This window comes from Kitasatospora azatica KCTC 9699 (assembly GCF_000744785.1).
Taxonomy (GTDB): Bacteria; Actinomycetota; Actinomycetes; order Streptomycetales; family Streptomycetaceae; genus Kitasatospora; species Kitasatospora azatica.
The window spans coordinates 1,129,186-1,155,735 of sequence record NZ_JQMO01000003.1 but is presented as its reverse complement, the minus strand read 5'-3'; the positions used below and the strand labels follow the sequence as shown (position 1 = coordinate 1,155,735).

Below are 26,550 nucleotides of genomic sequence, written 5' to 3'. Positions count from 1 at the left end.
TACGGCGAGCAACGGGGTGCGTGCCACGGTAACCACCTCCTTCCCGGGGCGCGGTTCATCGGGGGACGGAACGGACCAGCAGGAGTGCGATGTCGTCGGTACGGTGCTCGGCCTTCCTGGCCTGGCCGATCAGCGCGTCGGCGAGGTCGTCGAGCGGCTCGCCGCCGTGGCGGGCGAGGACGGCTTCGAGGTGTTCCAGGGCCTTGTCCAGGTCGGCTCCGGGCGTCTCGATCAGTCCGTCGGTGTACAGGACCAGGGTGGTCCCGACGGGCAGCGCCAGGTGGGTCACGGGGTACTCGGCGCTGCGGTCCACGTTCAGCACCATGCCGTTGCGCGGTTCCAGGCGGCGGGCCCGGCCGTCGGGACTGCGCAGCAGCGGCACGGGGTGGCCGGCGTCGGCCAGCCAGGCATCGTGCCGCGCCAGGTCGACGCAGAGGTAGACGCAGCTGGCGAGCAGGGTGGTGTCGAGGTCGGCCAGCAGGCGGTTGGTGCGGGCGAGCACGGTGCTGGGGTCGGCGTCGGCCGTGGCGAAGGCGCGGACGGCGGTGCGGATCTGGCCCATCAGGGCGGCGGCGTGGACGTTGTGGCCCTGGACGTCTCCGATGACGATGGCCGCGGTGTCCGGGGCGACGCGGATCAGGTCGTAGAAGTCGCCGCCGATGTCCATCCCCTCGGTGGCGGGCAGGTAGCGGGCGGCGGTCTCGAGACCGGGGACGCTCGGCAGGGCCTGCGGCAGCAGTCTGTCCTGCAGGCCCTGGGCGAGGTTCAGTTTGGTGTCGTAGAGCCGGGCGCGGTCGAGCGCCTGGGCGATCAGGCCGCCGAGCGCGGTCAGGACGGCGCGTTCCTCGATGCTGAAGCGGTGCGGTTCGGCGAAGGCCAGGACGCAGGTGCCGATCAACCGTCCCGAGGTGACCAGCGGCAGGTAGGCCCAGGCGGCCATGTCGTCCTGGGTCTCGTGGCGTCCGGGGTAGGCCCGTTCCAGCTCGGCCCGGGTCTGGAAGAAGGCCGGCACCGGGTTGGTCGCGGCCCGCACCCCGGGGGTCTGCTCGGTCAGCGGAGTGCCGTCGAACTGGTCGACGAGGCCGGGCGGGTACCCGCGGTGGCCGATGATGCGCAGCCGTCCGCTCTCCGCCAGCAGCACCGCGACGGCCTGGCCGCCGAAGGCGGGGACGATCTGGTCGGACACCATGCTGACCACGTCCTGCACGGTGGCGGCCTCGGTCAGCGCGCTGGCCAGGTGGAGGATGTGGTAGATCGCTCCGGGCCGCGTGTGCGGAAGCTGCTCGGTGGTCGATTCGGAGACGGGCAGCCCGCGCCGGGTGACGTGGGCGACGGAGATCCGGGCGGTGAGCCCGTCATGGTCCGGGAACAGATGGAAGGACAACCACTGGTCCGGCGGCCGCATCGCCACGAAGGAGTTGGGCTGGCCGCTGATCACCGACGCCCGGTAGTGGTGCTCGTACACCGGGTCGCGCAGCCAGGGCAGCACGACCCAGGGCCGCTGGCCCAGCAGCCGCTCGGGGGGCTTGCCGAGCAGCTCGGCCGCGCCCGGGGTGACGACGGCGATCCGGCCGTCCAGGCCGATGCCGCACACTCCCTCGGGCAGCCGCGCGACCGTCTCGGCGAGGGTCTGCGGCCTCCCGTTGCCGACGGCGATCGCCAGCGGGCGCGCCCGGGGCAGGAAGGAGTGGCCGGACCGGGCCGCCCTGGCCAGTACTTCGGCGAGCTCCGCGGCGAGGATCCGGACGGCCTGGCGCTCCTCGGGCGTCAGGACGGGCGGATGCGCGGCGGGCCAGAGGAAGAAGACGACCCCGTAGGTGGTGTCCTGCGCTACCAGGGGCGCGGCCAGCAGCGAGAAGGCGTACGGCATGGCGACCGCGACCTGCGGGTACCGGCGCGCCATCTCCTCCGCGCCGCCGACCCAGACCAAGCGGTCCTCGCGTGCGGCCTCGGCGACCGGGATCGGCGCGGCCAGCGAGACCCGTTGCCAGGGCCGGGTGAACTGCCGGGCCGCACCGAGGGTGATCAGCAGATGGAGCAGGTCCTGGTCCCCCGAGAGCAGGTAGAGCCCACCGATGTGGGCGTCGAGTCGATCGGGCAGCGACAGGAGGAGCTCCGCCAGCGGTTCGAGGTCGGCCTCGACCGCCGGCTGGGCGCCCTCGCTCCCCAGCCGCACGGATGCGGGCCGTGGCGTGACCACCGCAACCACCTCGATCGGGCCGACGGGGTGAACCAGACACCGGGCTGTTCCCATCATGTCCCGTCCGGACACCGGCTGTCCCCCCGGTGGCGGCGCATCGACCCGGCCGGGTGTTCGCGGCCGTCCGGGCGTCGCCTCGCCCGGTCGGCGCACCTGGAGGTGCCGAGGCGGTCGCTGTCCGTGCCAATGGACGTGAGTGGCGCTTCGGCCACCCCGCGTCGGTTGGAGCCCTCGTGAACAGCCAGCCCGAGCCCGAGCCCGAGTCCTCCGGGGGGAGTGCGGGCCCGCGATCGAGGCGTCCGTCCCGGGCCGGGCGGATCGTGATGAGCACCGCCTCGGCCGTGCTCATCACGCTCTGCTGCATCCTCGTCCCGGTCTCGCTGCTCACCGTCTGGGTGCACGACATCGCGCTGGACACCGACCGGTACGTGGCGACGGTCGGTCCGCTCGCGTCCAACCCGGCCATCGAGGCGGCCGCTGCCGACCGCATCACCCAGGCGGTCGCCGTCCGGGTCGACGGCAAGGACGTCACCGCGGACATCGCCGCCTGGCTGCAGTCGCAGGGGTTGCCGCCCCGGGTCGGCAGCGCGATCAAGGCCCTGGGGCCGCAGCTGGACTCGGCCGTGGACCAGGCCGTCGCCAAGGTGGCGACGCGCTTCGTGCAGAGCGACCGGTTCGAGACCGTCTGGATCCAGACCAACCGCGTCGCCCACAGCACCGTGGTGCACGCGCTCACCGGCAAGGGCCGGGGCGCGATCGGCGTCAGCGAGGGAACCGTCGTCCTCGACGTCGGTGCGGCCGTCGACCGGGTCAAGCAGGAACTGATCGACGCCGGCGTCTCCCCGGCCGACAAGATCCCCGACGTCGACAAGCAGATGGTGCTCTTCGAGTCCGACAAGCTGGCGAAGCTGCAGGCGGGTGCCCGGCTGCTCGACACGGTCGGCAACTGGATGCCGGTCATCACCGTGCTGCTCGGCGCGATCGGGGTGGTGCTGGCCAGGCGGCGGCGCCGGGCCCTGGTCACCACGGCCTTCGGTGCGGCCTTCGCCAGCCTGGTGCTGGCGATCGGCCTGGTGATCGCCCGTCACTACTATCTCGACCACCTGCCGGCCCAGGTGCAGTCCGAGGCGGCGGCCGCCGCGGTCTTCGACACGCTGCTGCACTTCCTGCGGGTCAGCCTGCGCACCGCGATCGTGCTGGGCGTGGTGGTCGGGCTCGGCGCCTACCTGTCCGGTGCCGGGCGGCTGCCGCGGGCCACCCGTGGGGCGGCCGACCGTGCGGCGCTGTCCGCCGCACGCTGGGGCGACGCGCACGGTGTGCACACCGGGCAGGCCGGCAAGTGGACCGACGCCCACCGCCGCTGGATCGCCCTCGCCGTGCTGCTGGTCCTCGCCCTGGTGTTCGCGCTGTGGGACCACCCGACGGTCCTGACCGTCCTGCTGCTGGTCGCCGTCCTGCTGGTCGCGCTCGCCATCCTCGCGCTGCTCTCCGCGACCGGTCGGGTCGGCGAGCCGGACCAACCCGCCGAACAGGAGTAGCCGGTCGGCCGTCCGGCAGCCGAGCTCGCGCAGCCCACGCCGGCCGGGGCCGTTGCGCAGCGGTGAGGCGGGGGCCGACGGCCGACCGGCGGGGCCCGTGGATGTCCACGGGCCCCGTTGGCGTCAGGAGTCCAGGTTGGGGACGGACCAGCCGCCGGGCTTGTCGAAGCCGGTGGTGACGTTGGTGATGACGAACTCGGGGCCGATGATGCCGGCCCGCGACACCAGGTCGAGGTAGGCCTGGGCGGGGGCGCCGTTCTTGTGGGCGACGAAGGCGGCCTGGTCTGTGAAGGTCTCCAGGAAGACGAAGCGGGTCGGGTCGTCGGGGTCGGGGACGAAGTGGAAGCCGAGGGTTCCGGGCTCGCCGGTCAGCGAGCCGTAGCCGTCGGCCTGGGCGATCTTGAGGAACTCGGCGCGGTACTGGGCCTGCACGTTGGTGAAGACGGCCACCACGGTGAAGACGGTGCCGCCGTCGCCGTGCGGGGAGGCGAGCTTGCCGTCGCCGGTGGTGGCCGTCAGCGAGTAGTTGCGCACCACCTTGGCCGGGCCCGCGATACCGGCTCTCGCGGCGTGGGCGCGCAGGTCCCGCTCGTAACGGCCGTGCTGGTGGCGCTGGTAGGCGGCCTCGCTGGTGAAGGTCGAGGCGATCACCACGCGGGACGGGTCGTCGGGGTCGGGCACCACGTGGACGCTGTAGGTGCCGGGCTCGTGCCGGAGCGAGTCGTAGCCGTCGTCCTGCGCGGCCGCGATGAAGCCGGCTCTGGCGGTCGCCGGGATGTGCTCCCAGGTGGTGATGGAGACGTAGGCGACGGTGCCCTCGTCGCGGTTGCGCTCGACGTGCCCCTTGGCGTCGTCGGTGGCGCTGACGGTCTGAGCGTTGCCGGTGGTGGCAGCACCGGCGGTCTGAGTGTTGACGGTCTGGGCGTTGACGGTCTGGGCGCTGACGGTCTGGGCGCCGGCGAGCACCGTGGCCGCGATGGCCAGCGGGAGCAGGGCGGTGCGGAGTTTCATGACAGTTCCCCGGTTCTCTGTTCGCGGATGGGATTCTCCGGCCGCGCGGGCATGGCGCACGGACCTGCCGGCTGGGCAGGGTGCGTGGACATGCGGTGCGGGTGGCCGGCCCCCGGGACGTTCGCTTGGCGGCGTACCTGAAGGGGCTCACCGTGCTCGGGTGGGAGGCTGAGCACGGCGAGCCGCCGCAGGGCAGCGCGGATTCCGTACGCCGCGCCGTAAGGGCGGCGCGGGCGGAGCTGAAGCGGTGCTGGCGGGGGGAGCGCCGGCGAGAGAGGCTGCGGACCGGGCGGCCTGCGCAGTGGGCGGGCCGGGCGGTGGGAGAGTTTCGCAGCGTGAGTGTGCGGCGCGGGGGAGGCGCCGTTGAGCCGGGTCGACGCCGGCTCGGTGCGGTGCGGTGCGGCGTGGTGCGGCGTGGTGCGGTGCGGTGCGGTGCGTGGAGCAGGGTGGTGCTCGGGTCAGGGCGGCGCCAAACCTTCAGACATGTGGCGGTCCAATTCTGCTGCTGATCTGACGCCCCGTCAGATCTGCATAGACCGTATGAGCTGAGATGTATGGGGTCAAGGCACGATCGTCGGTGGACGTCACGCAGTCCGAGGCAACGAATCGCCGCCCTCGGCCGGGCACCATCTGCCGCAGGAGCGGCCGGAGTTGGGCGCCAGCGCGGCGCTCCGACCGTTCGCCTACTGCTGACCCCGTGCCAGATCGACCGCCGTCGCCCGCGCCGTGCTCACCCTGGTGGCCGGGCGGTCCTGGCCTCAGCGTCCGGCGGGGATGGTGAGGAAGGAGAGCACCGAGCCGGCCGCCGTCAGCGGGGCCAGCACGCACAGCGCGGCGCCCCAACCCGGCTTGGCCAAACGGCTGGTGAGCCAGGCGCCGACGGCCAGTGGCACGGTGGCGAGCAGCGCCGCCAGCGCCGTCAGCACATGGCGGTCGGTGCCGGGGCAGCCGCCGGGGTCGCAGGAGTCGTAGGCGAACCCGACGAACATGAGGATCAGGCAGGCCAGGGCCAGGAGCGGCAGGGCGAGCACGGTGCTGACGGTTGGGGCGATCCACCAGAGACGCCGCGGAGCTGAGGTCATGGCTTGAGCATCGGCCACGGCGGCGGGCCCGGACACCGCTGCTGTACTCGCCTTCCCTGAGTACCCGTACCTAGGAGTAGCCAGGCCCTACGCCGGGCCCTACGCCAGGCCCTACGCCGGGCCCTACGCCGGGCCCTATGCCAGGCCCAGCTCCGGGACGCCCACCGGAGGTTCGAAGCAGCGGGCCACGTCGAGCTCCGAGACCTCGGCGAGGCCGGCGGGCGACCAGCGCGGGTTGCGGTCCTTGTCCACCACCTGGGCCCTGATGCCCTCGACGAAGTCGGGCGCCCCGAGGCTGGCGCTGGAGACCCGGTACTCCTGGTCCAACGCGGCTTCCAGGGACGGCAGTCGGCGGGCCCGGCGGAGTGCCGCCAGGGTGACCTTGAGCGCGGTCGGCGACTTGTCCAGGATCTGCTCGGCGGCCTCCTTGGCCTCCGGCAGGCCGGCGGTGAGCAGCCGGTCGAGGATCTCCTCGACGGTGTCGGCCGCGTAGCAGTGGTCGATCCAGCCGCGCTGGGCGGCCAGCGGTGCGGGCTCCGCCGGTGCGGCGAACTCCCGTACTGCCTCGACCGGTTCGAGCTCGGCCAGGGCCGCGGTGAACTCGGCGATCCGCTCGCTCGGCAGGTAGTGGTCGGCGAAACCGCAGTGCAGGGCGTCCATCGCGGTCATCCGCCCGGCGGTGAGCGCCAGGTGGGTGCCGAGCTCGCCGGGGGCGCGGGCGAGCAGCCAGCTGCCGCCGACGTCGGGGACGAAACCGATCGCGGTCTCCGGCATGCCGACCGCGGCGCGCTCGGTGACCACCCGCAGCGAGCCGTGCGCCGAGACGCCGACCCCGCCGCCCAGCACCAGCCCGTCCATCACCGCCACGTACGGCTTGGGATAGCGGGCGATCCGGTGGTTGAGCAGGTACTCGTCGCGGAAGAAGGCCCGCGCGGCGGCGCCGCCGATCTTGGCGTCGTCGTGGAAGAAGCGGATGTCCCCGCCGGCGCAGAGCCCGCGCTCGCCCGCGCCGGTGATCACCACGGCGGCCACCTCGGGATCGTGCTCCCAGGCGTCCAGGGCGGCCCGCACGGCGAGGATCATCGCGTGGTTGAGCGCGTTGATGGCGCGCGGGCGGTTGAGGGTGATCCGGCCTACCCGGCCGTCCCTGCGGGCGAGAACCAGGTCCTGGTCGGGCTGCGAGGTCATCGAGGGTGCTCCTTGCCTGGATGCGGCGACCGTGCCGTTGCCACCGTACGCGCTCGGGCCGGTTGTCCCGAATGGGGGGTGGGCTGCCTCGAAAGGCGTATGCCGGACCGGCGGAATCCGGGAATCCCGTTGCCGCGCAAGGTCGTTGAGATGAGCGAATAGCCGCCGACAGGCCGCCGCGGTATCGCAGATCAGGCGTGCTGTCCGAGGGTGTTCGACGGCCCGCCCCCATGACTCGCCTATGAACTCGCCAATGCCTCGCGAATGATTCGGAAGGAATCGAAAAATGATCACCGGTGGCGCTGAGTCGGTATTCGGGATCGGCTCGGGAATTCCGACGCCCTGCGCGCCCGTGCGGGGGCTCGAATGAATCCCGTCGACCGGCTCCCGCTCGATGCCGTGCAGCTCGGGGAGTCGCCCCGCTTCACGCCGGTGGAGGAGGAGCACGCCGCCGAGCTGGCCGCCCTCGCCACCGAACTGCCGCCGATCCTGGTGCACCGCAGCACGATGCGGGTGATCGACGGCGCCCACCGGCTGCGCGCCGCCGAACTGCGCGGTGAGCGGACCATCGCCGTCGAGTACTTCGAGGGCTCCCCGGAGGCCGCCTTCGTGCGGGCCGTGGAGAGCAAGGCCGGCGACACCCTCGGGCTGCCGCTGTCCATCGCCGAGCGCAAGGCCGCGGCCGAGCGGATCGTCCGGCTGCGGCCCGAACTGTCCGACCGGTCGATCGCGCAGAGCTCGGGCCTGTCGGCCAAGACCATCGGCGAGATCCGCCGCCGCTCCAGCGGCGCCGGCACCATCGCCCGGGTCGGTCGGGACGGCCGGCTGCGCCCGGTCAACCCGGACGAGGGCCGCCAGCGGGTGCTGAAGGTGCTCAGCGAGCGCCCGGACGCCTCGCTGCGGGAGATCGCCCAGGCTGCCGGTGTGTCGCTGGGTACGGCGCACGGGGTGCGGGCCCGGATCGGGCGGGGCGAGGAGCCCGCGCTGGTGCGCACCGCGCGCCCGGCCCGCCAGACCCGGGCGGCGGAGGTGACGGCGACCGTCCCCGCGCCGCGCGAGGGCGCCGAGGGCCGGCCGCTGCAGCTGCCCCAGTCGCGGCCGCAGTCACTGTCCGCGTCCCAGGCGGGCGGGCCGGTGCCGGCCCGTCCGGCGCAGCGCCAGGACCACCCGCAGGCGCACCGCCAGGCCCAGCCCGAGCCCCAGGCGCAGGACCTGGCCGCCGCCGCGCACCAGCCGCCGCCCGCGCTGCGGCCGTTCGGCGCCCGTCGGCTGGCCGCGGCTCGGCCGGCCGGCGCCCGCACCGCCGAGGCCTTCGCCGGCCTCGCCGTGCTGCGCCGCGACCCCTCGCTGCGGTTCACCGACCACGGCCGCGCGCTGCTGGTCTGGCTGCACCGCCGGCTGGTCGCGGTCAGTATCGCGGAAAGTGAACTCCAGCAGATCCCACCGCACTTGCTCCCGGTGGTGGCGGATCTGGCGCTGGAGTGCGCGGCCGGCTGGCGGGATCTGGCCGAGCAGCTGCACCGACGGGCCCGGCAGACCGGCTGACGCCTCGTCAGGCAACGCCGAGCGCGATTGAACGCTGTACGACGCGCCGCCCGGAATCGACCCCAGGGGGCGTTTTCTGAGCCAGACTGCAACCATGCTGGGGCTACCCGACCACATCCGCGCCTATCTCTTCGACCTCGACGGTGTGCTGACGCAGACCGCCAAGGTGCACGCCGCCGCCTGGAAGTCGATGTTCGACGACTTCCTGCGTGAGGAGGCCCGCCGCACCGGCGACGAGTTCGTGCCGTTCGACCCGGTCGAGGACTACGACCGCTTCGTCGACGGCCGGCCGCGCCTGGACGGCACCCGGACCTTCCTCGCGTCGCGCTCGATCGAACTGCCGGAGGGCAGTCCGGCCGACCCTCCCCCAGACTTCGTCCGGGGGGACCCCCATGGCACCCGCACCGTCAACGGCCTGGCAAACGCCAAGAACGAGCTGGTGCTGCGGCTGATCCGGGAACAGGGCGTACAGCCCTACCCGGGCTCGGTGGAGTACCTGCACCGGCTGCGGGTGCTCGGCCTGCCCAGGGCGGTGGTCTCGTCCAGCGCCAACTGCCGCGACGTGCTCAAGGCGGCCGGCATCGACGGCCTCTTCGACGTGGTGATCGACGGCGAGGTGGCCAAGCGCCAGGGCCTGCCCGGCAAGCCGGCCCCCGACACCTACCTGGCCGCCGCCAAGGCGCTGGGCGTCGAGCCGAAGCACGCCGCGGTCTTCGAGGACGCGCTGGCCGGGGTCGCCTCCGGCCACGCCGGCGGCTTCGGCACGGTGGTCGGGGTGAACCGGACCGGCCAGGCCGAGGCCCTGCGGGAGAACGGCGCGGACCTGGTGGTGGACGACCTGTCCGAACTGATCGAGGGGGCGGCGCAATGACCGCACAGGAGGGCTTCGCGGTCGACCCGTGGAGCATCACCGAACACCGACTGGACCTGGCGGGCCTGGCCCGCAGCGAATCCGTCTTCGCACTCTCCAACGGGCATATCGGCCTGCGGGCCAATCTCGACGAGGGTGAGCCGCACGGCCTGCCCGGCACCTACCTGAACGGCGTCTTCGAACTGCGCCCGCTGCCCTACCCGGAGGGCGGCTACGGCTATCCGGAGTCCGGGCAGAGCGTCATCAACGTCACCAACGGCAAGCTGATCCGACTGCTGGTCGACGACGAGCCGTTCGACCTGCGGTACGGCGAACTGCGCGGCCACCGCCGCTCGTTGGACTTCCGCGAGGGCGTGCTGCGGCGCGAGGCGGAGTGGACCTCGCCGGCCGGCCGGACCATCAAGATCCGTTCCGCCCGGCTGGTCTCGCTCACCCAGCGGGCGATCGCCGCGGTGGACTACGAGGTCGAGGCGGTGGACGGGCCGGTCCGGATCGTGGTCCAGTCCGAGCTGGTCGCCAACGAGCAGCTCCCGGAGGGCGGCGAGGGCGACCCGCGGGCGGCCGCCGTGCTGGAGGCGCCGCTGGTCGCCGAGGCGAACCACGCGCACGGGACCAAGGCCACCCTGGTGCACCGCACCCGGTACAGCAACCTGCGGGTGGCGGCCGGGATGGACCATGTGATCGAGGGCCCGGACGGGGTCAGTGTGACCTCCGAGGCCCGGCACGACCAGGCCCGGATCAGCACCACCACGGTGCTGCGGCCCGGCGAGCGGCTGCGGATCACCAAGTTCCTCGGCTACGGCTGGTCGGCCACCCGCTCGCTGCCGGCCGTCCGGGACCAGGTGGAGGCGGCGATCACGGCCGCCCGCTACTCCGGCTGGGACGGCCTGGTCAGCGAGCAGAAGGAGTACCTGGAGGAGTTCTGGGCCGCCAGCGACATCGAGATCGACGGTGACGTCGAACTCCAGCAGGCGGTCCGGTTCGCGCTCTTCCACGTCCTGCAGGCCTCCGCCCGCAGCGAGGAACGGGCCATCCCCGCCAAGGGGTTGACCGGCCCCGGCTACGACGGGCACAGCTTCTGGGACACCGAGACCTTCGTGCTGCCGGTGCTCACCTACTGCCTGCCCGGCGCCGTCGCACAGGCGCTGCGCTGGCGCCACTCCACGCTGCCGCTGGCCCGCGAGCGGGCCGCCCAACTCGGCCTGGCCGGTGCGGTCTTCCCGTGGCGGACGATCCGCGGCGAGGAGTGCTCGGGCTACTGGCCGGCCGGCACCGCGGCCTTCCACATAGGCGCGGACATCGCGGTGGCCGCCGCCCGCTACGTGCGGGCCACCGGCGATGTGGAGTTCGAGCGCGCCTACGGGCTGGAGCTGCTGGTGGAGACGGCGCGGATGTGGCGCTCGCTCGGTCACCACGACTCCGCGGGGCAGTTCCGGATCGAGGGCGTCACCGGCCCGGACGAGTACAGCGCGATCGCCGACAACAACGTCTTCACCAACCTGATGGCCCAGACCAACCTGCGGGCCGCCGCCGAGGCGGTGGCCCGGCACCAGCTGGAGGCGGCCGCGCTCGGGGTGGACACCGAGGAGACCGCCGCCTGGCGCGACGCGGCCACCGCGATGTACATCCCGTACGACGAGAAGCTCGGCGTGCACCCGCAGGCCGACGGCTTCACCGACCACCAGCTGTGGGACTTCGAGGGCACCCCGCGCGAGAAGTACCCGCTGCTGCTGCACTTCCCGTACTTCGACCTGTACCGCAAGCAGGTGGTCAAGCAGGCCGACCTGGTGCTCGCCATGCAGCTGCGCGGCGACGCCTTCACGCCCGAGCAGAAGGCGCGCAACTTCGCCTACTACGAGCGGCTGACGGTGCGTGACTCCTCGCTCTCGGCCTGCACCCAGGCGGTGATGGCGGCCGAGGTGGGCCAGCTGGACCTGGCCTACGACTACACCGCCGAGGCCGCCCTGATGGACCTGCACGACCTGGGCGGCAACACCCGCGACGGCCTGCACATGGCCTCGCTGGCGGGCGCCTGCATCGCGCTGGTGGCCGGCTTCGGCGGGATGCGCGACCACGGCGAGGCGATCGGCTTCCGGCCGCGGCTGCCCGCCGGGCTGGTCCGGTTGTCCTTCTCGATGCGGATCCGCCAGCACCTGCTGCGGGTGGAGATCACCCACGAGGAGACCACCTACACGCTGCGCGAGGGCGACAAGATCCTGGTGGAGCACGAGACCGAGAAGCTCTGGGTGGAGGTCGGCGCGCCGGTCTCCCGGCCGACCGTCACACCGCCGGCCGGGGAGCGGCCGGTCCAGCCGCCCGGTCGCGAGCCGGCCCGGCGCAAGGCCACGGCGGCCACCATCGGCGGATCGCCGATAAGCGCCGCGGAGCACCTGGCGGCCGAGTAGCGGCAGCAGGCGAAAGGCCGTGGCCCGGGAAACCGGGGCACGGCCATTCTGCCGATGGCACTGTGCCGATGCCTTTTGTGCGGATGCCATTGTGCCGATGGCACTTTTGCCTGGGAGGCACATTTGTTGCCTGGCGGGCACGGCAGGTGTCTATTGGTGGCATGACCACCGAGGAGCTGCCCGGGCTCGGTGCCCGGCTTCGCGAGCACCGGCAGGCCGGCCGGCTCACGCTGGAGGCCGCGGCCTCCAGGGCCGGGCTGTCGCCAGCGTACCTGTCCCGACTGGAGACCGGACGGCGCCAGCCCTCGCTGCCGGTGCTGCTGGCGCTGGCCCGGCTCTACGGCGCCACCGTGGCGGGGCTGCTGGGTGAGGAGCCCGGCGCCCCCGACCCGGTGGTGCGCGGCGGCGCGATCGAGCCCAGCCGCACCGGCGGCTGGGGCTACCGCCGGGCCGGCGCGCCCGGGATGGCGATGCAGGCGCTGCGGGTGCAGATCCCGCCGGGCCTGCAGGACGCGGTGGTCCGGGTGCACGCCGGCGAGGAGTGGCTGCACGTCACCCAGGGGCGGCTGCGGCTGACCCTGGGCGAGACGGCCCACCTCCTCGAGCCCGGCGACAGCGCCCAGTTCGACTCGCTGACCCCGCACCGGTTCGCCGCCGAGGGCGTCGACGGCGTCGAACTGCTCTTCGTGCACACCCTGTTGCAGAGCCCGGCCAGCGAGCTCTGCCTGCCCGTTCCCACCTCGAAGCCCGCTCCCGTTTCGAAAGGCGTGCACTGATGGCCGCCGTCCAGCACCCCCGCCCCCGCTACGCCCCGACCACCGACGGTGGTAAGCGCACCGACCGTCGGGTGGCCATCCGGGTGGGCATCTACATGGCCGCCGCGCACTTCTTCGGCGGCTTCCTCTTCCTGCTCTTCCAGCTCGGCGGCCGCCACTGACGCCACGTCAGTCCACCGACAACGATTGAGTAAAATTTCATCCCAACCAGTCCCTCCCAGTGCCCAGTTGTGATCGAGTGCCGCGCGGTACTCGCTCAAGAACCACTGGGAGGTTCTGTTGTCGGCACCACTGCGCACCAGGCGATGGCTCACGATCTGCGCCGTCGCCGCGACTCTCGGGATGATCGGCTCACCTGCCGGTTCCGTCCCGGTTCCGCAAGGCACCACCGTCAAGGCGGCGGACAAGGGCGACGACGGCGGTGAGGCCGACTCGATCCAGGAGGGGGCCGATCAGCGCGCGGAGGCCCGGACGTCCCCCGGCATCGTCGCCCCCGGCGCTTTCGCCGCCGCCTGGGACGCGCTGCGCGCGCTGTCCAACACCGGCGGCCAATGGCGGCACACCACCGGGCTGGCCTACAACTCCGACGATCCGCGCTACCGCGACACGGCCTCCAACTCCAGTGCGGGGATGGGCAATGTCACCGGCCGGATGGCGGCCGTGACGGCCGACGCCAACGGCCACGTCTACGCCGGCAGCGCCGGCGGCGGCGTCTGGCGCTCCTCGACCGGCGGCGGTCACTGGGAGCCGATCAGCGACAAGCTGCCCACCCAGGCCACCGGCGCGCTCGCGCTGGACGCACGCGGCCGACTCTGGCTGGGCACCGGCGAGTCGTCCACCAACGCCGACGCCTACCTCGGTTCCGGCGTCTACCTGCTGGACCACCCCGAGCACGGCTCGTTCAGCGCCGGCTCCCGGGTCGGTGGCAAGGAGCTGGACAGCAGCACCATCCACGAGCTGCGGTTCGGTGGCGACAAGGTCTGGGCCGCGACCAGCAAGGGCGTCTGGAGCCACTCCACCACCGACCTGAGCGGCCCGTGGACCCTGGAGTTCGCCCCCAACCCGGACTACCTGCCGGGCGGTCCGCTCGCGAACGACCCCAACGCGCCGTACAAGAACATCACCAACGACATCGCCATCGACCCCAAGGACCCGACCAAGGTGGTGCTGGCCGTCGGCTGGCGCAGTGGCGACCCGACCAACGGCTTCTACAGCAAGGCCGCGGAGGGCAGTTGGCAGCGGATCGGCGCACTCGGCGAGCTGCCGACGGACGCCGCGAACGTCGGCGCGGTGACCTTCGCCCGCTCGGCGGACGGCTCCCGCTACTACGCCATCGACCAGTCCCCGGCCCTGCAGGCGAGCAACCCGGCCAGCGCCCTGGCCGGCATCTACGTCTCCAAGTCCGGCTCTCCGCTCGGCCCCTGGACCAAGCAGGCGGACTACAACAAGCTCGCCGCGTCCGGCTCGGCGCTCACCCGGGCCGACGACCTGCCGGGCGCACAGTCCTGGTACGACCAGTCGCTGCAGGTCGACCCGGCCAACCCGGACCACGTCTACGCCGGTCTGGAGGAGGTCTTCGAGACCAAGGACGGCGGCAGCAACTGGAACACCGTCGGCCCGTACTGGAACTTCAACTTCGCCTGCTGGAGCATCGATCCGACCAAGCAGAGCGGCAGCTGCCCGCAGACCACGCACCCCGACCAGCACGCCCTCGCGTTCGGCAGCCTGCACGGCAAGTCCTACGTGCTGGCGGGCAACGACGGCGGCCTGTACAGCCGTCCGGTCAACGGCAGCGTGGACAGCCTGGGCCACGGCACCGACTGGACCTCGCTCAACGACGGCACCATCGACACCCTCCAGTACTACTCGGTGGGCGTCGGCAAGGACCTGACCTACGGCGGGGTCGCGGTCAACGGCGGGCTGCAGGACAACGGTCAGTCGATCCTGCGCGGCCGTGACAAGGTGATGGGCTCCAACTTCGGCGGCGACGGCGGGGACACCCTGACCGACCCGGCCAACGGCTGCAACATCGCCCAGGAGTACGTCTACCTGGCGATCAACGTGACCCAGAACTGCGCGGTCAATGACGGCAGTTACCTGGTCGACCCGAGCAAGGCGACCACCTTCTCGGTGGCCCCGCCGGACAACGCGCTCGGCGGCGCCGGTGCCCGGTTCATCGCCCCGCTGGCCGCGGACCAGCAGAACGGCAACCTCTGGGTGGCCGGCGGCCGGCACGTCTGGGTGCAGACCCAGGGCTACGCGATCCGCGACGCCGCTGCCTGGAGCAGCGCCTTCGACCTCGGTGACGGCCATGTCGCCACCGCCGTGGCGGCCTCCGGCGGCAAGGTCTACGCGGCCTGGTGCGGTCCGTGCAACAACCAGGGCTTCACCCGCGGCATCGCGGTCGGCAACGCGGACGGGACCGGCTGGCAGCAGCTCACCCTGCCGGTGGACGCCACCGTGCCGAACCGCTACCTGGCCGGACTGGCGATCGACCCGAAGAACTCCGCGCACGTCTACCTCGCGGTCAACGGCTTCTCCCGGCACTGGACTTCGGGTCCCGGCGCGGGCGTCGGCCATGTCTTCGAGTCCACCGACTCGGGCGCGCACTGGAGCGACATCTCGGCCGATCTGCCGGACGTCCCGGCGGACTCGCTGGTGGTCACCAGGACCGGCGGGCTGGCCCTGGCCACCGACCTCGGGGTGCTCTACCGGGGTGCGGGCCGGACGGGTTGGCAGCGGGTCGGCGAGTTGCCGGCCGTCGCGGTCGACCAGCTGAAGCTCGGCCCGGACGGGCGGCTGTACGCGGCCACCCACGGGCGCGGCATCTGGTCCATCTCGCTGCGGGAGTGCGGCGAGGACGACTAGGCGAGACTGACGATGATCCGTCGAGCGGGGCCGGGGGCTGGTAGTCCCCCGGCCCCGCTCGGCCGTTTCCGTGCTGCGTGCGGCTACTTGAGCGGCGTGCCGCCCGAGTTGCGGTACGCGGTCGTCTTGTTGATCAGGTTCCCGCCGTCGGACTCGACCGTGGTCTGCTCCTGCTGGCCCGGGCCGAACAGGAGGGCGGCGACGTGCACGCTCGCCAGCTGGTCCGTGTGCGACATCAGCCAGTCGACCTTGTCGTCCTTGTAGTGGCCGAGGGTGTTGTTCTGAGCCATGTTGCCCAGGGGGATCTGCCACAGGACGATCGGCTTGCCCACCGACTCGGTCATCGTCTTGTACCAATTCAGCGTGGCGGCGGCCTTCTGGTCGTTCCAGTAGGTGTCACGGCCGCCGTTAGCCGGCAGCGCGTACCAGCCCGCGTCGCGGTCCACGACGTCGGCGACCAGGAAGTCGGCGTTCTTCGCACCGAGGTCCGTGTAGTCGTTGACGCACTTCTGCATGTTGCTCTGCCAGTCCCAGCAGGTGAGGTGGAACCCGGCGCCCGTGTTCGGCGCGTACTTGTGGGCCATCGCGATCATGCACTGGGCCAGGCCGACGGCGCTGTTCTCCTGCGAGCCGCAGTCCGTCGGGTTCGAGGCCGTGACCTGCGCGGCGATCTGGTGCGGGTTGCCGAGCGACCGGACGTAGCCCCAGAAGTCGGGCTCGATGTCGATCGCGTCCTGCTTGTTGCCGATCTTCTGGAGGAAGAAGCGGTAGTCGTTCATGTAGCGGGTGAGCAGGTCGGTCCTGTTGATGGCCTTGACCTCGCCCGGACCGTCGCCCTCGCCCGCCAGATCGCCGAGGTCGCGCAGTGAGTACCAGGTCCAGAAGTTCTTCTGCGGGCGCGGCTTGCCCTGGTACGTCACCTTGGACACGTGGTCGTCGTTCCAGGTCACGTAGAAGCCGGGCGCCGTGGTCTCGCCGCTCCAGCAGCCCCACCAGCTCGACCAGGTGGACTTGCAGAGCGATGCCGAGTAGTAGTCCGACGAGGGCGCGGGCTGGCTGTGCACGTACGCGTACCGCATGTCGAACGGCGCGGCGTTCGCCGAGGTGTCGGTCATCGAGCCGCCGATGAGCATCGTGTTGCTGCCCATGAAGCTCTTCGTCGAGCTGCCGCCGGAGCCGGCGCCGGCCGGAGCCGCCGGCGGGGCCGAGGTCGGCCGGGCGGACGTCGGCGGCGCCGACGTCGGGTGGGTACCGCTCGGAGCCTGGCTCGCCGGCCCGCTGCCGCCCGGCGTGGCAGGCGCGGTGGGCTTGGCGGAGGAGGAGGGCGCGGCGCTGCTGCCGGAGCCCCCCGTGTTCCCGGTGCCGCTGACGCTACCGGCCGGGACGAGCTGCCACTGCTGCTGGGGGCCGTTCCAGTCGTGGTACTGGGCGACGTGAGCCCCGTCGGCCTTGGAGCCGCCCGGGACCTCAACGGCCTTACCACTGAAGTGGTTGATCAGACGCACGTAGCCGTCCGACGACTTCTCCACGTGGAACTGCTGGTTGCCGCCGTTCAGGTCGCTCCACTGCACCAGCTCGGAGCCCTCGGTCTTCGACCAGCCGGTGTCGTCCAGTACCTTGCCGGAGTTCCGGTTCTGCAGCCGGTAGTTCCCGTCACCCGCGTCGATGAACTTCCACTGCTGATTGACGTCGCCGGTACGGCTCCACTGCCCCATCGGGGCACCGTCGTTCGTGGCGTAGCCGGTGTCCTCCAGCGCCTTGCCGGTGTCGCGGTTGACCAGCAGGTACCAGGAGCTCGTGTCCATGGTTCCCGCCGAGGCCGTGTTGACCGCGACCACGGAGCCGCCCACGACCGCCAGGCTGACGGCCGCCCAGAGACTCCGACGCTGGTACAACCGACGGCCACGATGGGACTGCCGCCGCCCCGGCTCGGCCGAGCGGGACGACGCGCGACCACGGCGGGCGCGGCCGCCCGGGGACGCCTCCGACGACGTGGATGGGCGAGGGAACATGTCGATGCTCACTTTCAGCCGTGGCCTCTGACCGGACCGCCTGGCCGGACACCCCCCAGTTGCCACCGCCCCCGGAAAGGTTGCCCCGGACCGCGAAGATTTTTTTCCGGGCCGCGCGCGCGGGCTGTGATGGTCGAACCCAGCCCAGGCCGAGGGAGTTGAGGGCGGTGTGAACGGCCCTGAAGGGGTTCGAGGCGCATCTCGAGGGCAATGAGGGGAGTGGTCACCTCACTGCCCGTCGACCTCCCCGTAGCCGGCCTGCGGACGGGCCGGCACGCTCCCCAGCGTCCGCAGCCCCCGCACGATCGCCAGTCCCCGTCGGACCGCTGCCCACCCACGGGGCTGCGGTTCCAGGGGCTCGTACGAGTCGAGCGGCCCGAGCTGCCCGGTGGCCGCGGTGTCGACGGCGGCGGCCTCGGTGGTGGCGCGTTGCCCGGGGATCGCGGCGGTGCGGCGCGCGGTGCTCGGCTGCGTCATGGGGCCCTCCAGCGGATCAGCAGTCCATGGGACTTTAGTCCTATCCGATGGATTAACCATCACACCAGGGGATGAATCACCCTTGAGTGCCCGTGCCCGTGCCCGTGCCCGGCCAGTCCCGCAGGCCGGCGGTCAGCACCGCGATCAGCCGGTCCTGGGTGACCGCCAGCTCCTCGCTGAGCTGGAAGGCGCCGCCGATGGTCAGCGAGGCGAAGCCGTGGGCCAGGGCGCGCACGGTGCGAGCCGCGTGGACGGCCTCGGAGTTCTCGATCCCGTAGCCCTCCAGCACCGAGAAGATCGCCCCGACCAGGGCGGTGCCCGCGCCGATCAGCTGCTCGTCGCCGGCCGAGGGGGCCTGCGGCAGGGCGGCGTAGCGGCGCGGGTACTCGGTGGCGTAGCCGTGGTAGGCCCGCAGCAGTGCCTCCACGGCCGGTTGGCCGTGCAGTCCGGCGATCGCCGCGCGCAGCCGGGCGGCCAGGTCGCCGGTCACCCGGGCCGCGATCAGCCGGCGCAGTCCGGCCAGGCCCCCGGGTACGTGCTTGTAGAGCGAGGGGGCCGCCACCCCGGCCCGCGCGGCCACGGCGGCCAGCGTGAGGGTCTCGGGGCCCTGCTCGTCGATCAGCGCGAGGGCGTGGTCGACCACGGCATCGGGGGTCAGTCCGGCGCGGGGCATCAGGACACCTCGGTGAGGAAGGGGAGCAGGGCGTCGGCGACGGCCTGCGGGAACTGGGCCATCGGGTAGTGGCCGGCGCCGTCGATCATCACCTTGCGGCCGTTCAGCGCCTTGACCTGGCGGTCGGCCACCACCTCCGGCTTCGGGAAGTCGGGGTCCTTGGTGCCCATCAGCACCAGCGCCGGGCACTCGACGCCCTCGGTCCAGCCGATCGGCGAGGAGTTGCCGCGGACGTAGCCCCGGGTGGCCTGCTTGCGGCCGGGGGTGCGCAGCGCGGCCTCCAGGCGGGCGTTGTAGGCGGCGATCTCGGGGGTGACGCCGCCGGGGTAGGCCATCTTGTTCAGGTACCAGCCCCAGACCTTCGGGAAGGCGAGCACCGCCGAGCCCGTCAGCTGGACCAGGCCGCGCATCAGCGCGTTCTGCGGCAGGTTCTCGACGAAGGCGTCGACCAGCACGATCCCGGCGACCTTCTGCGGCGCGGTGGTGGCGGCCTTGACCACGCTGGCGCCGGTGTAGGAGCTGCCGACCAGCACGGCGCGCTCGATGCCCAGCTCGTCCAGCAGGGCCAGGGCGTCGGCGGCGGCGCCGGCCGGGCCGTAGTCGTCCCAGGCGATCGAGGACTCGCCGAAGCCGCGCAGGTCCATGGTGATCACGCGGTGTCCGGCGGCGGTGAGCAGTGGGCGCAGGTGCCGGTAGACGGCGCGGGAGTCGAGCATCCCGGGCAGCAGCACCACGGGGGTGCCTTCGCCTTCGGTGTCGTCGTAGGCGAGGGTGCCGCCGGCGAGCTGCAGGTACCGGGTCTGCGGTGCGGTGGTGGCGTTCACGACGGGCCTCCTGGCCTGACGAGGTGGGTGCCGGCTGCTACCGACACCCACAAAGCTATGGCTAATAGCCATAGCCGTCAACCCCTCCTGGGCACCGCCTCCGGACCGCCGGGTCAGCTCTCGACCCGGAACGGGTCGTGCTCGGCCAGCAGCTTCTCCAGTCGGGCCTGGTCGACCCGGGTGACGATCTCGCCGACCTCCTGCCGGTCACGGATCACCTTGGCGAGGGTGAAGGCGGAGGTGACGGTGTAGAGCAGGCCGAGCGCGAGGAAAGCCCGCATCCAGGCGCTGACCGGCAGATAGGCGATGCCGATGGAAAGGCCACCGGCGGCGAGGGCGAAGGAGAGGATCGCCTGGACGTAGTAGGCGGACGTGGTCCGCGGCTGAACCGAGGAAGTCATGCTTGAAGGATCGCCAACTCCGGTGCCCGTCACATGAGTACGCGTACTCAGTTCGGCACCCAAAGTAAGGGTGTGCCAATCCCCCTGGTATGGCTTGGAATCAGGGGCTCCTGGGATTAACGTTTGATAACGCAGCGCGGTCGGCAACGCCGTACCCGAACGGCACCGTGCGCCGTCGCCTAATCCTGAACCTGTCAAAAATGCGGGCAAGGGAGCCGGGGAACCACCGTTCCTTGGGGTGAATCGGACTGTCTCCCATCAGGGGCCGGTCCGTAGGAGACCTTCCTCTCCGAACCCGTCAGCTAACCCGGTAGGCGCGAGGGAAGGAAAGGAGCGCGCCCCCGTGGCGTTGACGCATACTCCGGCTCTGCTCGATCACGCCGGTGCGCCGGAGGAGACTCCCCGCCACCGGCTGCCCCGCCAGTCGCGCTCCGGTTCCCCGGTACTCGGCGTCACCGCGATGGCCGCCGCACTCGGCGCCACCACCGGCCTGACCGCCACCGCTGCCGCGGCCGCCACCCCGGCGAGCGCCCCGGCGACCGCCGTGATCGCACCCGACGAGAGCCCCGCGGCGAGCGCCGCGGACCCGGGTCTGGCGCTGGCCGCCCGGATCCAGCAGCAGGCCGACCCACGCACCGCCGCCGAGGAGGCCGCCCGCCTGGAGGCCGCGCAGGAGGCCGCCGCCAAGCGCGCCGCGCAGGCCCCGCAGGTCCAGGCCCCCGAGGCGCAGGCACCGCAGGCCCCGACCGAGCCGGCTCCCCCGGTCGAGGCCGCCCCACCGCAGGGTGCGCAGGCCCGGCTCCCCGTCGCCAAGTACACCCTCACCGCGCCAGGCTCCCCCTGGGCGCAGTTGAACACCGGACTGGACTTCGCCGCCCCCGCCGGCACCCCCGTGGTCGCCGTCACCGGCGGCACCGTGAGCTCGGCCGGCTGGTCCGGCAGCTACGGCTACCGGGTGATCCAGACCCTGCCCGACGGCACCGAGCTCTGGTACTGCAACCTCGCCTCGATCACCGTCACCGCCGGCCAGGTGGCCCCCGGCACGGCGCTCGGCAAGGTCGGCGCCACCGGCAGCGGCACCAGCCCGCGCCTGCACCTGGAGGTCCGCCCCGGCGGCGCGGCCCCGGTCGACCCGGTGGCCTGGCTGCAGGCGCAGGGCGTCACTCCGTAGCGTCCCCCGCCGCTCCGGCGGCCTCGTTGGCCTGTCCGGCGGCTTCGTCGCCCGCCTCGGCGGCGGCTTCGTCGGTCGGCCAGTCGGCGATGTCCGGCAGCTCCACCAGCCCGCGCTGGACGATGTACCGGTCGACCTCCGCCGCGCCCGGCTCCGGCGCGAGGTCCTGGTACTCCGTCAGCAGCAGCTCCGGCAGTCCGGGAACCGTCCACTCGCCGAGCAGCCGCAGCGCCTCGGCCTGCACGGCCGCCTCGAAGGCCGGGAAGTCCCCGGACAGTTCGGCCGGCATCGGCAGCCCGAGCGCGTTCAGCCCGGCCAGGTTGCGGTAGCTGCGCTGCATCAGCCGGTTCTCCACCAGCAGCCGGGCGCCGTCGGTGGCCATCCCGATCGAGAGCAGCACGCCCTCGGTCCAGCCCTCGACGCCCTCCGGCTGGTCCAGTTCGGTCAGCGCGGCCAGTGCGATGATCCGCTCCGCCTCGCCGAGCTCGCGGAAACCGGCCAGCCAGGCCCGCACCGCGTCCAGGTCCTCGGTGTCCACCCCGGCCTGCCAGAGCAGCAGCGCGTACAGCCGGGGCCAGGTCAGCAGGTGCGGCTGGCGCAGCAGCCCGGCCAGCAGTTCGCCCTGCCACTCGGCTTCCTCGTGCAGCCGCTGCTGCCGCTTGGCGTTGAGGCGCTTGGCGGCCCGCTGGTGATCGACCAGCAGCCGCACCGCGGCCCCGTAGGCCAGCGGGTCCTGGTCCTGGCGGGGCTGCACGTACAGGTGGATCCGTTCGTAGAGCAGCTCCTGCAGCAGCGCCGAGCTGAGCTCGGGGAAGCCGTCGTGCAACTTGGCGTCACCCAGTTCGAGCAGCGTCAGCACCGCGTTCAGCGGCCCCTGCGGCACCGGGTCCAGCCCCTGCTGCTCGGCCCAACGCAGCAGCTCAGCGGTGTGCGGCCGGGGCGCCAGCCGCAGGTCCTCGTCGTCCATGACCGGTACGGTAACCGCTCCCGGGCCCGTTACCGTACGTGCCATGCACCCCGTCCTGCTCACCGGGCCACGGCTGACGATCCGTGAGTTCCATCATGTGCCGCGCGATATCGACGCGTTGCACGCGATCTTCGGCGATCCCGAGACCGCCCGCTACCTGCCGTTCGAGCCGCGCGACCGGGAGGACTGCGCCGACCAGGTCGCGCTCTACCTGGAGGAGGCCGAGAACGAGCCGCGCACCGTCTACCGGCTGGCCGTCACGCTGACCGAGGAGGGCGAGGACGCCGTCCCGCTCGGCAACGCGGTGCTCGGCGTCGAGGGCGCCGACAGCCAGCGCGCCGCGTTCATCGGGTACGCGCTGCGCCGCGACGCCTGGGGGCTCGGCTACGCCACCGAGATCGCCCGGCTGCTCTGCGGGTTCGGCTTCGGCGAACTCGGCCTGCACCGGCTGGCCGCCCGGCTCGACCCGGCCAACCTGGCCTCCGCCCGGGTGCTGCGCAAGGTCGGTTTCCAGCTGGAGGGCCGGATCCGCGACGACCTGTACCTCCGTGACACCTGGCACGACGCGCTGCAGTACTCGCTGCTCGAACACGAGTGGCAGGGGGGTTAACCCCACCTCCGGTCCGCCGGGCAGCCGGGTACCGGCGCCGGCCGCCGCCGGGCAGATTGGAGGCATGACGACGACTACGCGGTTCGACGAGTACGACACCCCGTCCTTCTGGCGCGCCCCGTGGGCCCGGGAGTCCTACCGGGAGCTCGGCTACGTGGCCGGCTCGCTGGTCACCGCGGTGCTCGGCTTCAGCTGGGCCGTCACCGTCTTCGCGCTCGGCGCCGGCACCCTGGTCACCGTGCTCGGACTGCCGGTGCTGGCGCTGCTGCTGGCCGGTGCCCGCGGCCAGGGCGCGGTGGAGCGCGGCCGGATCGCCCGGCTGCTCGGTCAGCGGCTGGCCGCGCCCGCCCCGGTGGTGCCGCGCCGCCCCGGCTTCTGGGCGCGCGCCAACGCCCAGTTGGCCGACCCGGCGGGGTGGAAGGCGGCGGCGTACCAGGTGGTGATGTTCCCCTGGCACGTCTTCAGCTTCTGCCTGTCCGTCACGCTCTGGGCGTGCAGTCTGTCGATGGCCCTGCTGCCGGCGTACAACTGGGTCTTCCGGCACTACCTCGGCTGGCCCGGCTACCGGGTGCTGGACTACCAGGACAGCCACGGCGTGCGGCACGACTACTACCTGAGCTCGTTCTGGCAGGTGGCCGGCACCTCGCTGGCGGGCATCCTGCTGATCTTCCTGACCGTCCGGATCACCCACGGCCTGACCAGCGTCTCCCGGGCCGCCGCCCGCGCCATGCTCGCGGGCTGAACGGCCGTCAGCGGCGACCGGGCGCCCCGCTCCGCTGCGGCGACGGGGCGTCCCGCTCCGGATGCGGAGCGGGCGCCCGCGTGTTCGGCTGGGCTGCGTGCTGATCACCTCCCGCCCGCTGGACGAGTACTGCGCCTTCTTCGGCCTCACCCGGGCCCGGCTGCGCGCGCTGCCCGGCCCGGTGCTCGACTGCCCCGGCGGCGCCGCCGCGCTGGTGGCCGAGGCCAGGGAGCTCGGCTGCCGGGTGGTGGCCGCCGACCCCGCCTATGCGCGGCCCGCCGCCGAACTCCTGGCCGAGGCCGAGCGGGCCCGCCGCACCATGGCCCGCGCGATGCCCGCCGCGCCGCACCGCTACCTGGCGCCGCGGCACCTCCCGTACGAGAAGTACCTGCGCAGCTGGGACCGGGCCCGCCGGCTCTTCGCGGCCGACCGGGCCACGAACCCCGGCAGCTACCTGGCCGCGGCGCTGCCCGCCCTGCCGTTCGCGGACGGGACCTTCGCGCTGACGCTCAGTTCGTACCTGCTCTTCGCCTACCCCGAGCTGTTCGGGCCACCGGCGCAGCTGGCCGCCCTGCTCGAACTGGTCCGGGTCACCGCGCCCGGCGGCGAGGTGCTGGTCCACCCGCTGCACGACGGCGCGGCCCGCCGCAGCCCGCACCTGCCGCAGCTGCGGGCCGCACTCGGCCGCCACGGGGTGCGCAGCGAGCTGCGCGGCCACCGCGCCCCGGGCGACGGCCGACGCCGATATGTCCTCGCGCTGACCCGGCACCGCCGGTACCGTCCGGCGCATGACTGATCCTCAGATACCGGGCCTGCGCAACCTGCGCGAGGTCTGCCCCGGCCGGCTCTACCGCTCCGCCACGCTCAACGAGCTGACCCCCGAGGGTGCCCACGGGCTGGCCAAACTCGGGCTGCGCACCGTCATCGACCTGCGCGACCCCGCCGAGCTCGACCACTGGCCGGACCGGCTGCACGACCTGGACGTGGAGCTGACCAACCTCCCGTTCCTGCCGCAGGACGGCGAGGACCGCACCGGCACGCCGCTCGTCGAGCTCTACCCGCTGATGGCCGACACCGCCGGGCCGGTGCTGGTCGCCCTGCTGCGCAGGCTGCTCGCGCCGGGTGCGCTGCCCGCGCTGCTGCACTGCGCGGTCGGCAAGGACCGGACCGGGATCGCGGTGGCGGTGCTGCTGGACCTGCTCGGTGCCTCGGACGAGCAGATCATCGCCGACTACCTGCGCTCCAACGAGGGGCTCGGCCTGCAGGACGGGCCGGTGGAGTACCTGGACGCGGACGGGAACGTGCGGCTCAGCAACCCGGCGACGCCCGAGCTGCTCACCGGGGTGCTGGAGCGGATCCGGCAGCGGCACGGGAGCATCGAAGCGTATCTGATCGGACATGGCCTGAATCCCGGCGAAGCAACTGCCCTGCGCGCTACCCTGCGTGAGTGATCGTCACTTTCCAGCGCACCAGCGTCCTGGCCGCCACGGCCCTCCTCGCGTTCGCCGTCGCCCCCGTGGCGCACGCGGACGCACTGCCCTCCGACCAGTGCTCCGCCGCATTCGAGAGCGGCGATCCACGGCTCGGGCCCGAGCAACTGCCGACCACCGGCCCGGTGGGTCGTGAACTGATCGGCTACCAGCGCACCGGAGGGGCCGGGGCTCAGGAGTTCCTCAACCAGTACTACGACTCGGCGGCCGGCTCCTGGAAGTACCCGCCCTCCAACGGGTACCTGATCGGCCTCAACGGGCAGCCGATCGAGCTGGAGCAGCCGCTGCTGCCCGGGCAGCACATCGACCGCTTCGGCAGCGAGTACGGGTCCTTCCTGGCGCCCGAGGGGCTGCCGTACGCGAGCCGCTCGATCCCGCCGCAGAGCCTGGACGGGAACCCGGCGGCGGGGTGCAACTACCACGACTACCGGGTCCTCAAGACCTTCAAGGTGCACGCCGGCCCGATCGCGCCGTGGTTCAACCAGCCCGGCTACGGCTGGCAGTACCAGCTCGACGCCACCCTCGTCCCGGGTGCCCCGGACCGGATCAACGTGGGCTGGCTGATCACCAACGGCTACCTCCAGCGCCTGATCTGACCCCTGCCGAGGAGGTCACACCCCCGCGGGGCGGGGGGTGGGGACCTGGCCGATCGCGTCCAGTTTGGCGAGGATTCGTTCGGCCACCCAGCGGCGGTCCGAGGAGTCCGGGATGCCGTCGGGGGCGAGCAGTTGGGAGACCACGGCGGCCCGCAGCCGCATCCGCTGGTCGCGGCCCAGGCGGTTGAGCATGCCGCGGGCCGCGAGCAGCGCGTGGTAGTGCTCGAAGGCGGAGCGCGGGCGCTCGATGTAGTCCAGCACGCTCTCGAAGTCCCCCAGCGCGGCGTTCCCCTGGGTCAGGGCCAGCGCCTGGAGCCGCAGCGCCGCGTCGTCCGAGGCGAACAGCCCGCGCACCTCCTCCGGCGTCGCCGCCGAGCGCTTCGCGCCGGCCCGCACCTCGGCGAGCTGCCCCTCCAGCGTGGCCGGCCGCTCCGGGTCGGGGCTGCCGGCCCGGGTGGTGAACTTGCCGAGGTGGCCCATCGCCTGCACCCGCAGGTCCTCCGCGCCAACCTCGTTGCCCTCGCGCAGCTGCTCCTGGGCACTGCTGAACAGCTGCAGCGCGTTGCCGTCGGCCTGGGTCAGCGCGCCGGCCAGCAGCAGCCTGGTGGCCAGCCATCCGCCGAGGAAGCCCAGCACCAGGAAGTACAGCACCAGCGCGGCCGCGAACGGCGCCGCGTCGACCCGCCCGCCCAGCGCCGGGGCGAGGGCGTGCCCGAGCTGCCGGGCGCTCTGCCAGAGGCTGCCGAGCTGGGTGAGGCCGACGCCGAGCAGCAGCTTGGTCAACCAGTCGGAGACCTGCTCGAGATTGGTGTTCGTGGTGTACTGCCCGGTCCGCTGCCCGCTCGACTGGCTCCCGGCGCCCAGCGCGTGCGGGATCCCGAACAGGAACCCCAGCAGCGCCCCGCCGACCGTGGTCGCACAGGCGATCATCACCCCGGCGCCCAGCGCGCTGACCGGGTGCGGGGCAGCCGTGGTGTAGAGCAGCAGCCCGAGCAGTCCGACCCCGACCAGGGTGCTCACCGCGATGACCTGCCAGCGCCGCAACTGCGCGGCCTGGTCCGCCGGAACCGTCATCGCTCACTCCCCGTCAGCCTGTCTGAATG

Annotated in this window: 24 protein-coding genes and 1 riboswitch; of the genes, 13 read left to right on the top strand and 11 right to left on the bottom strand. The window is 72.6% G+C overall.

Annotated elements, in window-relative coordinates:
• Window positions 1–55 precede the first annotated feature (55 nt).
• Window positions 56–2,200, bottom strand: coding sequence for a SpoIIE family protein phosphatase (locus BR98_RS16255; RefSeq protein WP_232247438.1), 2,145 nt, complete (start codon window positions 2,198–2,200; stop codon window positions 56–58).
• Window positions 2,201–2,433: 233 nt separating this feature from the next.
• Here BR98_RS16255 and BR98_RS16250 point away from each other — a divergent pair, with 233 nt between their 5' ends.
• The gene (locus tag BR98_RS16250) at window positions 2,434–3,738 is read left to right on the top strand and encodes a hypothetical protein (RefSeq protein WP_232247437.1); all 1,305 of its coding nucleotides are present in this window, start codon (window positions 2,434–2,436) and stop codon (window positions 3,736–3,738) included.
• A gap of 123 nt (window positions 3,739–3,861) precedes the next feature.
• On the opposite strand, the gene BR98_RS16245 is transcribed toward BR98_RS16250, so the two are convergent.
• The 3 genes from BR98_RS16245 to BR98_RS16235 all read right to left on the bottom strand — a co-directional run bounded on the left by BR98_RS16245 (window position 3,862) and on the right by BR98_RS16235 (window position 7,019).
• Window positions 3,862–4,749, bottom strand: a complete 888-nt coding sequence (locus BR98_RS16245) for a putative quinol monooxygenase (RefSeq protein WP_035845435.1) — start codon at window positions 4,747–4,749, stop codon at window positions 3,862–3,864.
• 758 nt (window positions 4,750–5,507) lie between these two features.
• Window positions 5,508–5,831: a hypothetical protein gene (locus BR98_RS16240; RefSeq protein WP_035845433.1), complete on the bottom strand. Its 324-nt coding sequence runs from the start codon at window positions 5,829–5,831 to the stop codon at window positions 5,508–5,510.
• 135 nt (window positions 5,832–5,966) lie between these two features.
• The gene (locus tag BR98_RS16235; RefSeq protein ID WP_035845431.1) at window positions 5,967–7,019 is read right to left on the bottom strand and encodes an enoyl-CoA hydratase/isomerase family protein; all 1,053 of its coding nucleotides are present in this window, start codon (window positions 7,017–7,019) and stop codon (window positions 5,967–5,969) included.
• A gap of 366 nt (window positions 7,020–7,385) precedes the next feature.
• Between BR98_RS16235 and BR98_RS16230 the strand changes: the two genes are divergently transcribed.
• From BR98_RS16230 to BR98_RS16210, 6 genes are all read left to right on the top strand, one after another.
• Window positions 7,386–8,564 (top strand): ParB/RepB/Spo0J family partition protein, encoded by a 1,179-nt coding sequence (locus tag BR98_RS16230; protein ID WP_035845429.1) that lies wholly within the window; start codon window positions 7,386–7,388, stop codon window positions 8,562–8,564.
• Between the two features lie 94 nt (window positions 8,565–8,658).
• A complete protein-coding gene (locus BR98_RS16225) occupies window positions 8,659–9,435 on the top strand; it encodes an HAD family hydrolase (protein WP_035845426.1) in 777 nt (258 codons plus the stop codon).
• Complete coding sequence (locus BR98_RS16220; RefSeq protein WP_035845423.1) at window positions 9,432–11,840, top strand: glycoside hydrolase family 65 protein; 2,409 nt, start codon at window positions 9,432–9,434, stop codon at window positions 11,838–11,840. Before BR98_RS16225 ends, BR98_RS16220 begins: the two co-directional genes overlap by 4 nt.
• A gap of 161 nt (window positions 11,841–12,001) precedes the next feature.
• Complete coding sequence (locus BR98_RS16215) at window positions 12,002–12,616, top strand: helix-turn-helix domain-containing protein (RefSeq protein ID WP_051969837.1); 615 nt, start codon at window positions 12,002–12,004, stop codon at window positions 12,614–12,616.
• On the top strand, window positions 12,616–12,777 hold the full coding sequence (locus BR98_RS39400) for a DUF6126 family protein (RefSeq protein ID WP_157537813.1): 162 nt from the start codon (window positions 12,616–12,618) through the stop codon (window positions 12,775–12,777). Before BR98_RS16215 ends, BR98_RS39400 begins: the two co-directional genes overlap by 1 nt.
• A gap of 181 nt (window positions 12,778–12,958) precedes the next feature.
• Window positions 12,959–15,484: a beta propeller repeat protein gene (locus BR98_RS16210; protein WP_407639456.1), complete on the top strand. Its 2,526-nt coding sequence runs from the start codon at window positions 12,959–12,961 to the stop codon at window positions 15,482–15,484.
• An 83-nt stretch (window positions 15,485–15,567) separates the two neighbouring features.
• On the opposite strand, the gene BR98_RS16205 is transcribed toward BR98_RS16210, so the two are convergent.
• From BR98_RS16205 to BR98_RS16185, 5 genes are all read right to left on the bottom strand, one after another.
• On the bottom strand, window positions 15,568–17,334 hold the full coding sequence (locus tag BR98_RS16205; RefSeq protein ID WP_232247436.1) for an RICIN domain-containing protein: 1,767 nt from the start codon (window positions 17,332–17,334) through the stop codon (window positions 15,568–15,570).
• Window positions 17,335–17,724: 390 nt separating this feature from the next.
• Entirely contained in the window at window positions 17,725–17,973 is a 249-nt protein-coding gene (locus tag BR98_RS16200; RefSeq protein ID WP_035845414.1) for a hypothetical protein, read from the bottom strand.
• A gap of 76 nt (window positions 17,974–18,049) precedes the next feature.
• On the bottom strand, window positions 18,050–18,646 hold the full coding sequence (locus BR98_RS16195; RefSeq protein WP_051969836.1) for a TetR-like C-terminal domain-containing protein: 597 nt from the start codon (window positions 18,644–18,646) through the stop codon (window positions 18,050–18,052).
• The gene (locus BR98_RS16190) at window positions 18,646–19,470 is read right to left on the bottom strand and encodes an alpha/beta fold hydrolase (RefSeq protein ID WP_035845411.1); all 825 of its coding nucleotides are present in this window, start codon (window positions 19,468–19,470) and stop codon (window positions 18,646–18,648) included. The genes BR98_RS16195 and BR98_RS16190 overlap by 1 nt, the downstream gene beginning before the upstream one ends.
• Before the next feature lie 113 nt (window positions 19,471–19,583).
• Window positions 19,584–19,871 carry a YiaA/YiaB family inner membrane protein gene (locus BR98_RS16185; RefSeq protein ID WP_035845409.1) on the bottom strand — a complete coding sequence of 96 codons (288 nt, stop codon included), beginning with the start codon at window positions 19,869–19,871 and terminating at the stop codon, window positions 19,584–19,586.
• Window positions 19,872–20,037: 166 nt separating this feature from the next.
• Window positions 20,038–20,203, top strand: a riboswitch (cyclic di-AMP (ydaO/yuaA leader).
• 11 nt (window positions 20,204–20,214) lie between these two features.
• Between BR98_RS16185 and BR98_RS16180 the strand changes: the two genes are divergently transcribed.
• Window positions 20,215–21,042: a M23 family metallopeptidase gene (locus tag BR98_RS16180; RefSeq protein ID WP_051969835.1), complete on the top strand. Its 828-nt coding sequence runs from the start codon at window positions 20,215–20,217 to the stop codon at window positions 21,040–21,042.
• On the opposite strand, the gene BR98_RS16175 is transcribed toward BR98_RS16180, so the two are convergent.
• Window positions 21,032–22,009 (bottom strand): hypothetical protein, encoded by a 978-nt coding sequence (locus tag BR98_RS16175; RefSeq protein ID WP_035845407.1) that lies wholly within the window; start codon window positions 22,007–22,009, stop codon window positions 21,032–21,034. The two genes, BR98_RS16180 and BR98_RS16175, sit on opposite strands and share 11 nt — an antisense overlap.
• A 43-nt stretch (window positions 22,010–22,052) precedes the next feature.
• On the opposite strand from BR98_RS16175, the gene BR98_RS16170 reads away from it, so the two are divergent.
• The 5 genes from BR98_RS16170 (at window position 22,053) to BR98_RS16150 (ending at window position 25,447) form a co-directional block, all read left to right on the top strand.
• Complete coding sequence (locus BR98_RS16170; RefSeq protein WP_035845405.1) at window positions 22,053–22,619, top strand: GNAT family N-acetyltransferase; 567 nt, start codon at window positions 22,053–22,055, stop codon at window positions 22,617–22,619.
• Window positions 22,620–22,683: 64 nt separating this feature from the next.
• Entirely contained in the window at window positions 22,684–23,361 is a 678-nt protein-coding gene (locus tag BR98_RS16165) for a sensor domain-containing protein (protein WP_051969834.1), read from the top strand.
• Window positions 23,362–23,458: 97 nt separating this feature from the next.
• Window positions 23,459–24,157, top strand: coding sequence for a hypothetical protein (locus tag BR98_RS16160; RefSeq protein ID WP_051969833.1), 699 nt, complete (start codon window positions 23,459–23,461; stop codon window positions 24,155–24,157).
• A complete protein-coding gene (locus BR98_RS16155; protein ID WP_051969832.1) occupies window positions 24,150–24,812 on the top strand; it encodes a tyrosine-protein phosphatase in 663 nt (220 codons plus the stop codon). Before BR98_RS16160 ends, BR98_RS16155 begins: the two co-directional genes overlap by 8 nt.
• A complete protein-coding gene (locus BR98_RS16150) occupies window positions 24,809–25,447 on the top strand; it encodes a TNT domain-containing protein (protein ID WP_198042233.1) in 639 nt (212 codons plus the stop codon). Before BR98_RS16155 ends, BR98_RS16150 begins: the two co-directional genes overlap by 4 nt.
• 15 nt (window positions 25,448–25,462) lie before the next feature.
• On the opposite strand, the gene BR98_RS16145 is transcribed toward BR98_RS16150, so the two are convergent.
• Window positions 25,463–26,521 carry a hypothetical protein gene (locus tag BR98_RS16145; protein WP_035845402.1) on the bottom strand — a complete coding sequence of 353 codons (1,059 nt, stop codon included), beginning with the start codon at window positions 26,519–26,521 and terminating at the stop codon, window positions 25,463–25,465.
• Window positions 26,522–26,550 lie beyond the last annotated feature (29 nt).

What these genes read in the sequence shown, in the direction of transcription:
- BR98_RS16245 (WP_035845435.1), bottom strand. Translation starts at nt 4,749, where the DNA reads ATGAAACTCCGCACCGCCCTGCTCCCGCTGGCCATCGCGGCCACGGTG.
- BR98_RS16240 (WP_035845433.1), bottom strand. Translation starts at nt 5,831, where the DNA reads ATGACCTCAGCTCCGCGGCGTCTCTGGTGGATCGCCCCAACCGTCAGC.
- BR98_RS16235 (WP_035845431.1), bottom strand. Translation starts at nt 7,019, where the DNA reads ATGACCTCGCAGCCCGACCAGGACCTGGTTCTCGCCCGCAGGGACGGC.
- BR98_RS16230 (WP_035845429.1), top strand. Translation starts at nt 7,386, where the DNA reads ATGAATCCCGTCGACCGGCTCCCGCTCGATGCCGTGCAGCTCGGGGAG.
- BR98_RS16225 (WP_035845426.1), top strand. Translation starts at nt 8,659, where the DNA reads ATGCTGGGGCTACCCGACCACATCCGCGCCTATCTCTTCGACCTCGAC.
- BR98_RS16220 (WP_035845423.1), top strand. Translation starts at nt 9,432, where the DNA reads ATGACCGCACAGGAGGGCTTCGCGGTCGACCCGTGGAGCATCACCGAA.
- BR98_RS16215 (WP_051969837.1), top strand. Translation starts at nt 12,002, where the DNA reads ATGACCACCGAGGAGCTGCCCGGGCTCGGTGCCCGGCTTCGCGAGCAC.
- BR98_RS39400 (WP_157537813.1), top strand. Translation starts at nt 12,616, where the DNA reads ATGGCCGCCGTCCAGCACCCCCGCCCCCGCTACGCCCCGACCACCGAC.
- BR98_RS16210 (WP_407639456.1), top strand. Translation starts at nt 12,959, where the DNA reads ATGATCGGCTCACCTGCCGGTTCCGTCCCGGTTCCGCAAGGCACCACC.
- BR98_RS16200 (WP_035845414.1), bottom strand. Translation starts at nt 17,973, where the DNA reads ATGACGCAGCCGAGCACCGCGCGCCGCACCGCCGCGATCCCCGGGCAA.
- BR98_RS16195 (WP_051969836.1), bottom strand. Translation starts at nt 18,646, where the DNA reads ATGCCCCGCGCCGGACTGACCCCCGATGCCGTGGTCGACCACGCCCTC.
- BR98_RS16185 (WP_035845409.1), bottom strand. Translation starts at nt 19,871, where the DNA reads ATGACTTCCTCGGTTCAGCCGCGGACCACGTCCGCCTACTACGTCCAG.
- BR98_RS16175 (WP_035845407.1), bottom strand. Translation starts at nt 22,009, where the DNA reads ATGGACGACGAGGACCTGCGGCTGGCGCCCCGGCCGCACACCGCTGAG.
- BR98_RS16170 (WP_035845405.1), top strand. Translation starts at nt 22,053, where the DNA reads ATGCACCCCGTCCTGCTCACCGGGCCACGGCTGACGATCCGTGAGTTC.
- BR98_RS16165 (WP_051969834.1), top strand. Translation starts at nt 22,684, where the DNA reads ATGACGACGACTACGCGGTTCGACGAGTACGACACCCCGTCCTTCTGG.
- BR98_RS16155 (WP_051969832.1), top strand. Translation starts at nt 24,150, where the DNA reads ATGACTGATCCTCAGATACCGGGCCTGCGCAACCTGCGCGAGGTCTGC.
- BR98_RS16145 (WP_035845402.1), bottom strand. Translation starts at nt 26,521, where the DNA reads ATGACGGTTCCGGCGGACCAGGCCGCGCAGTTGCGGCGCTGGCAGGTC.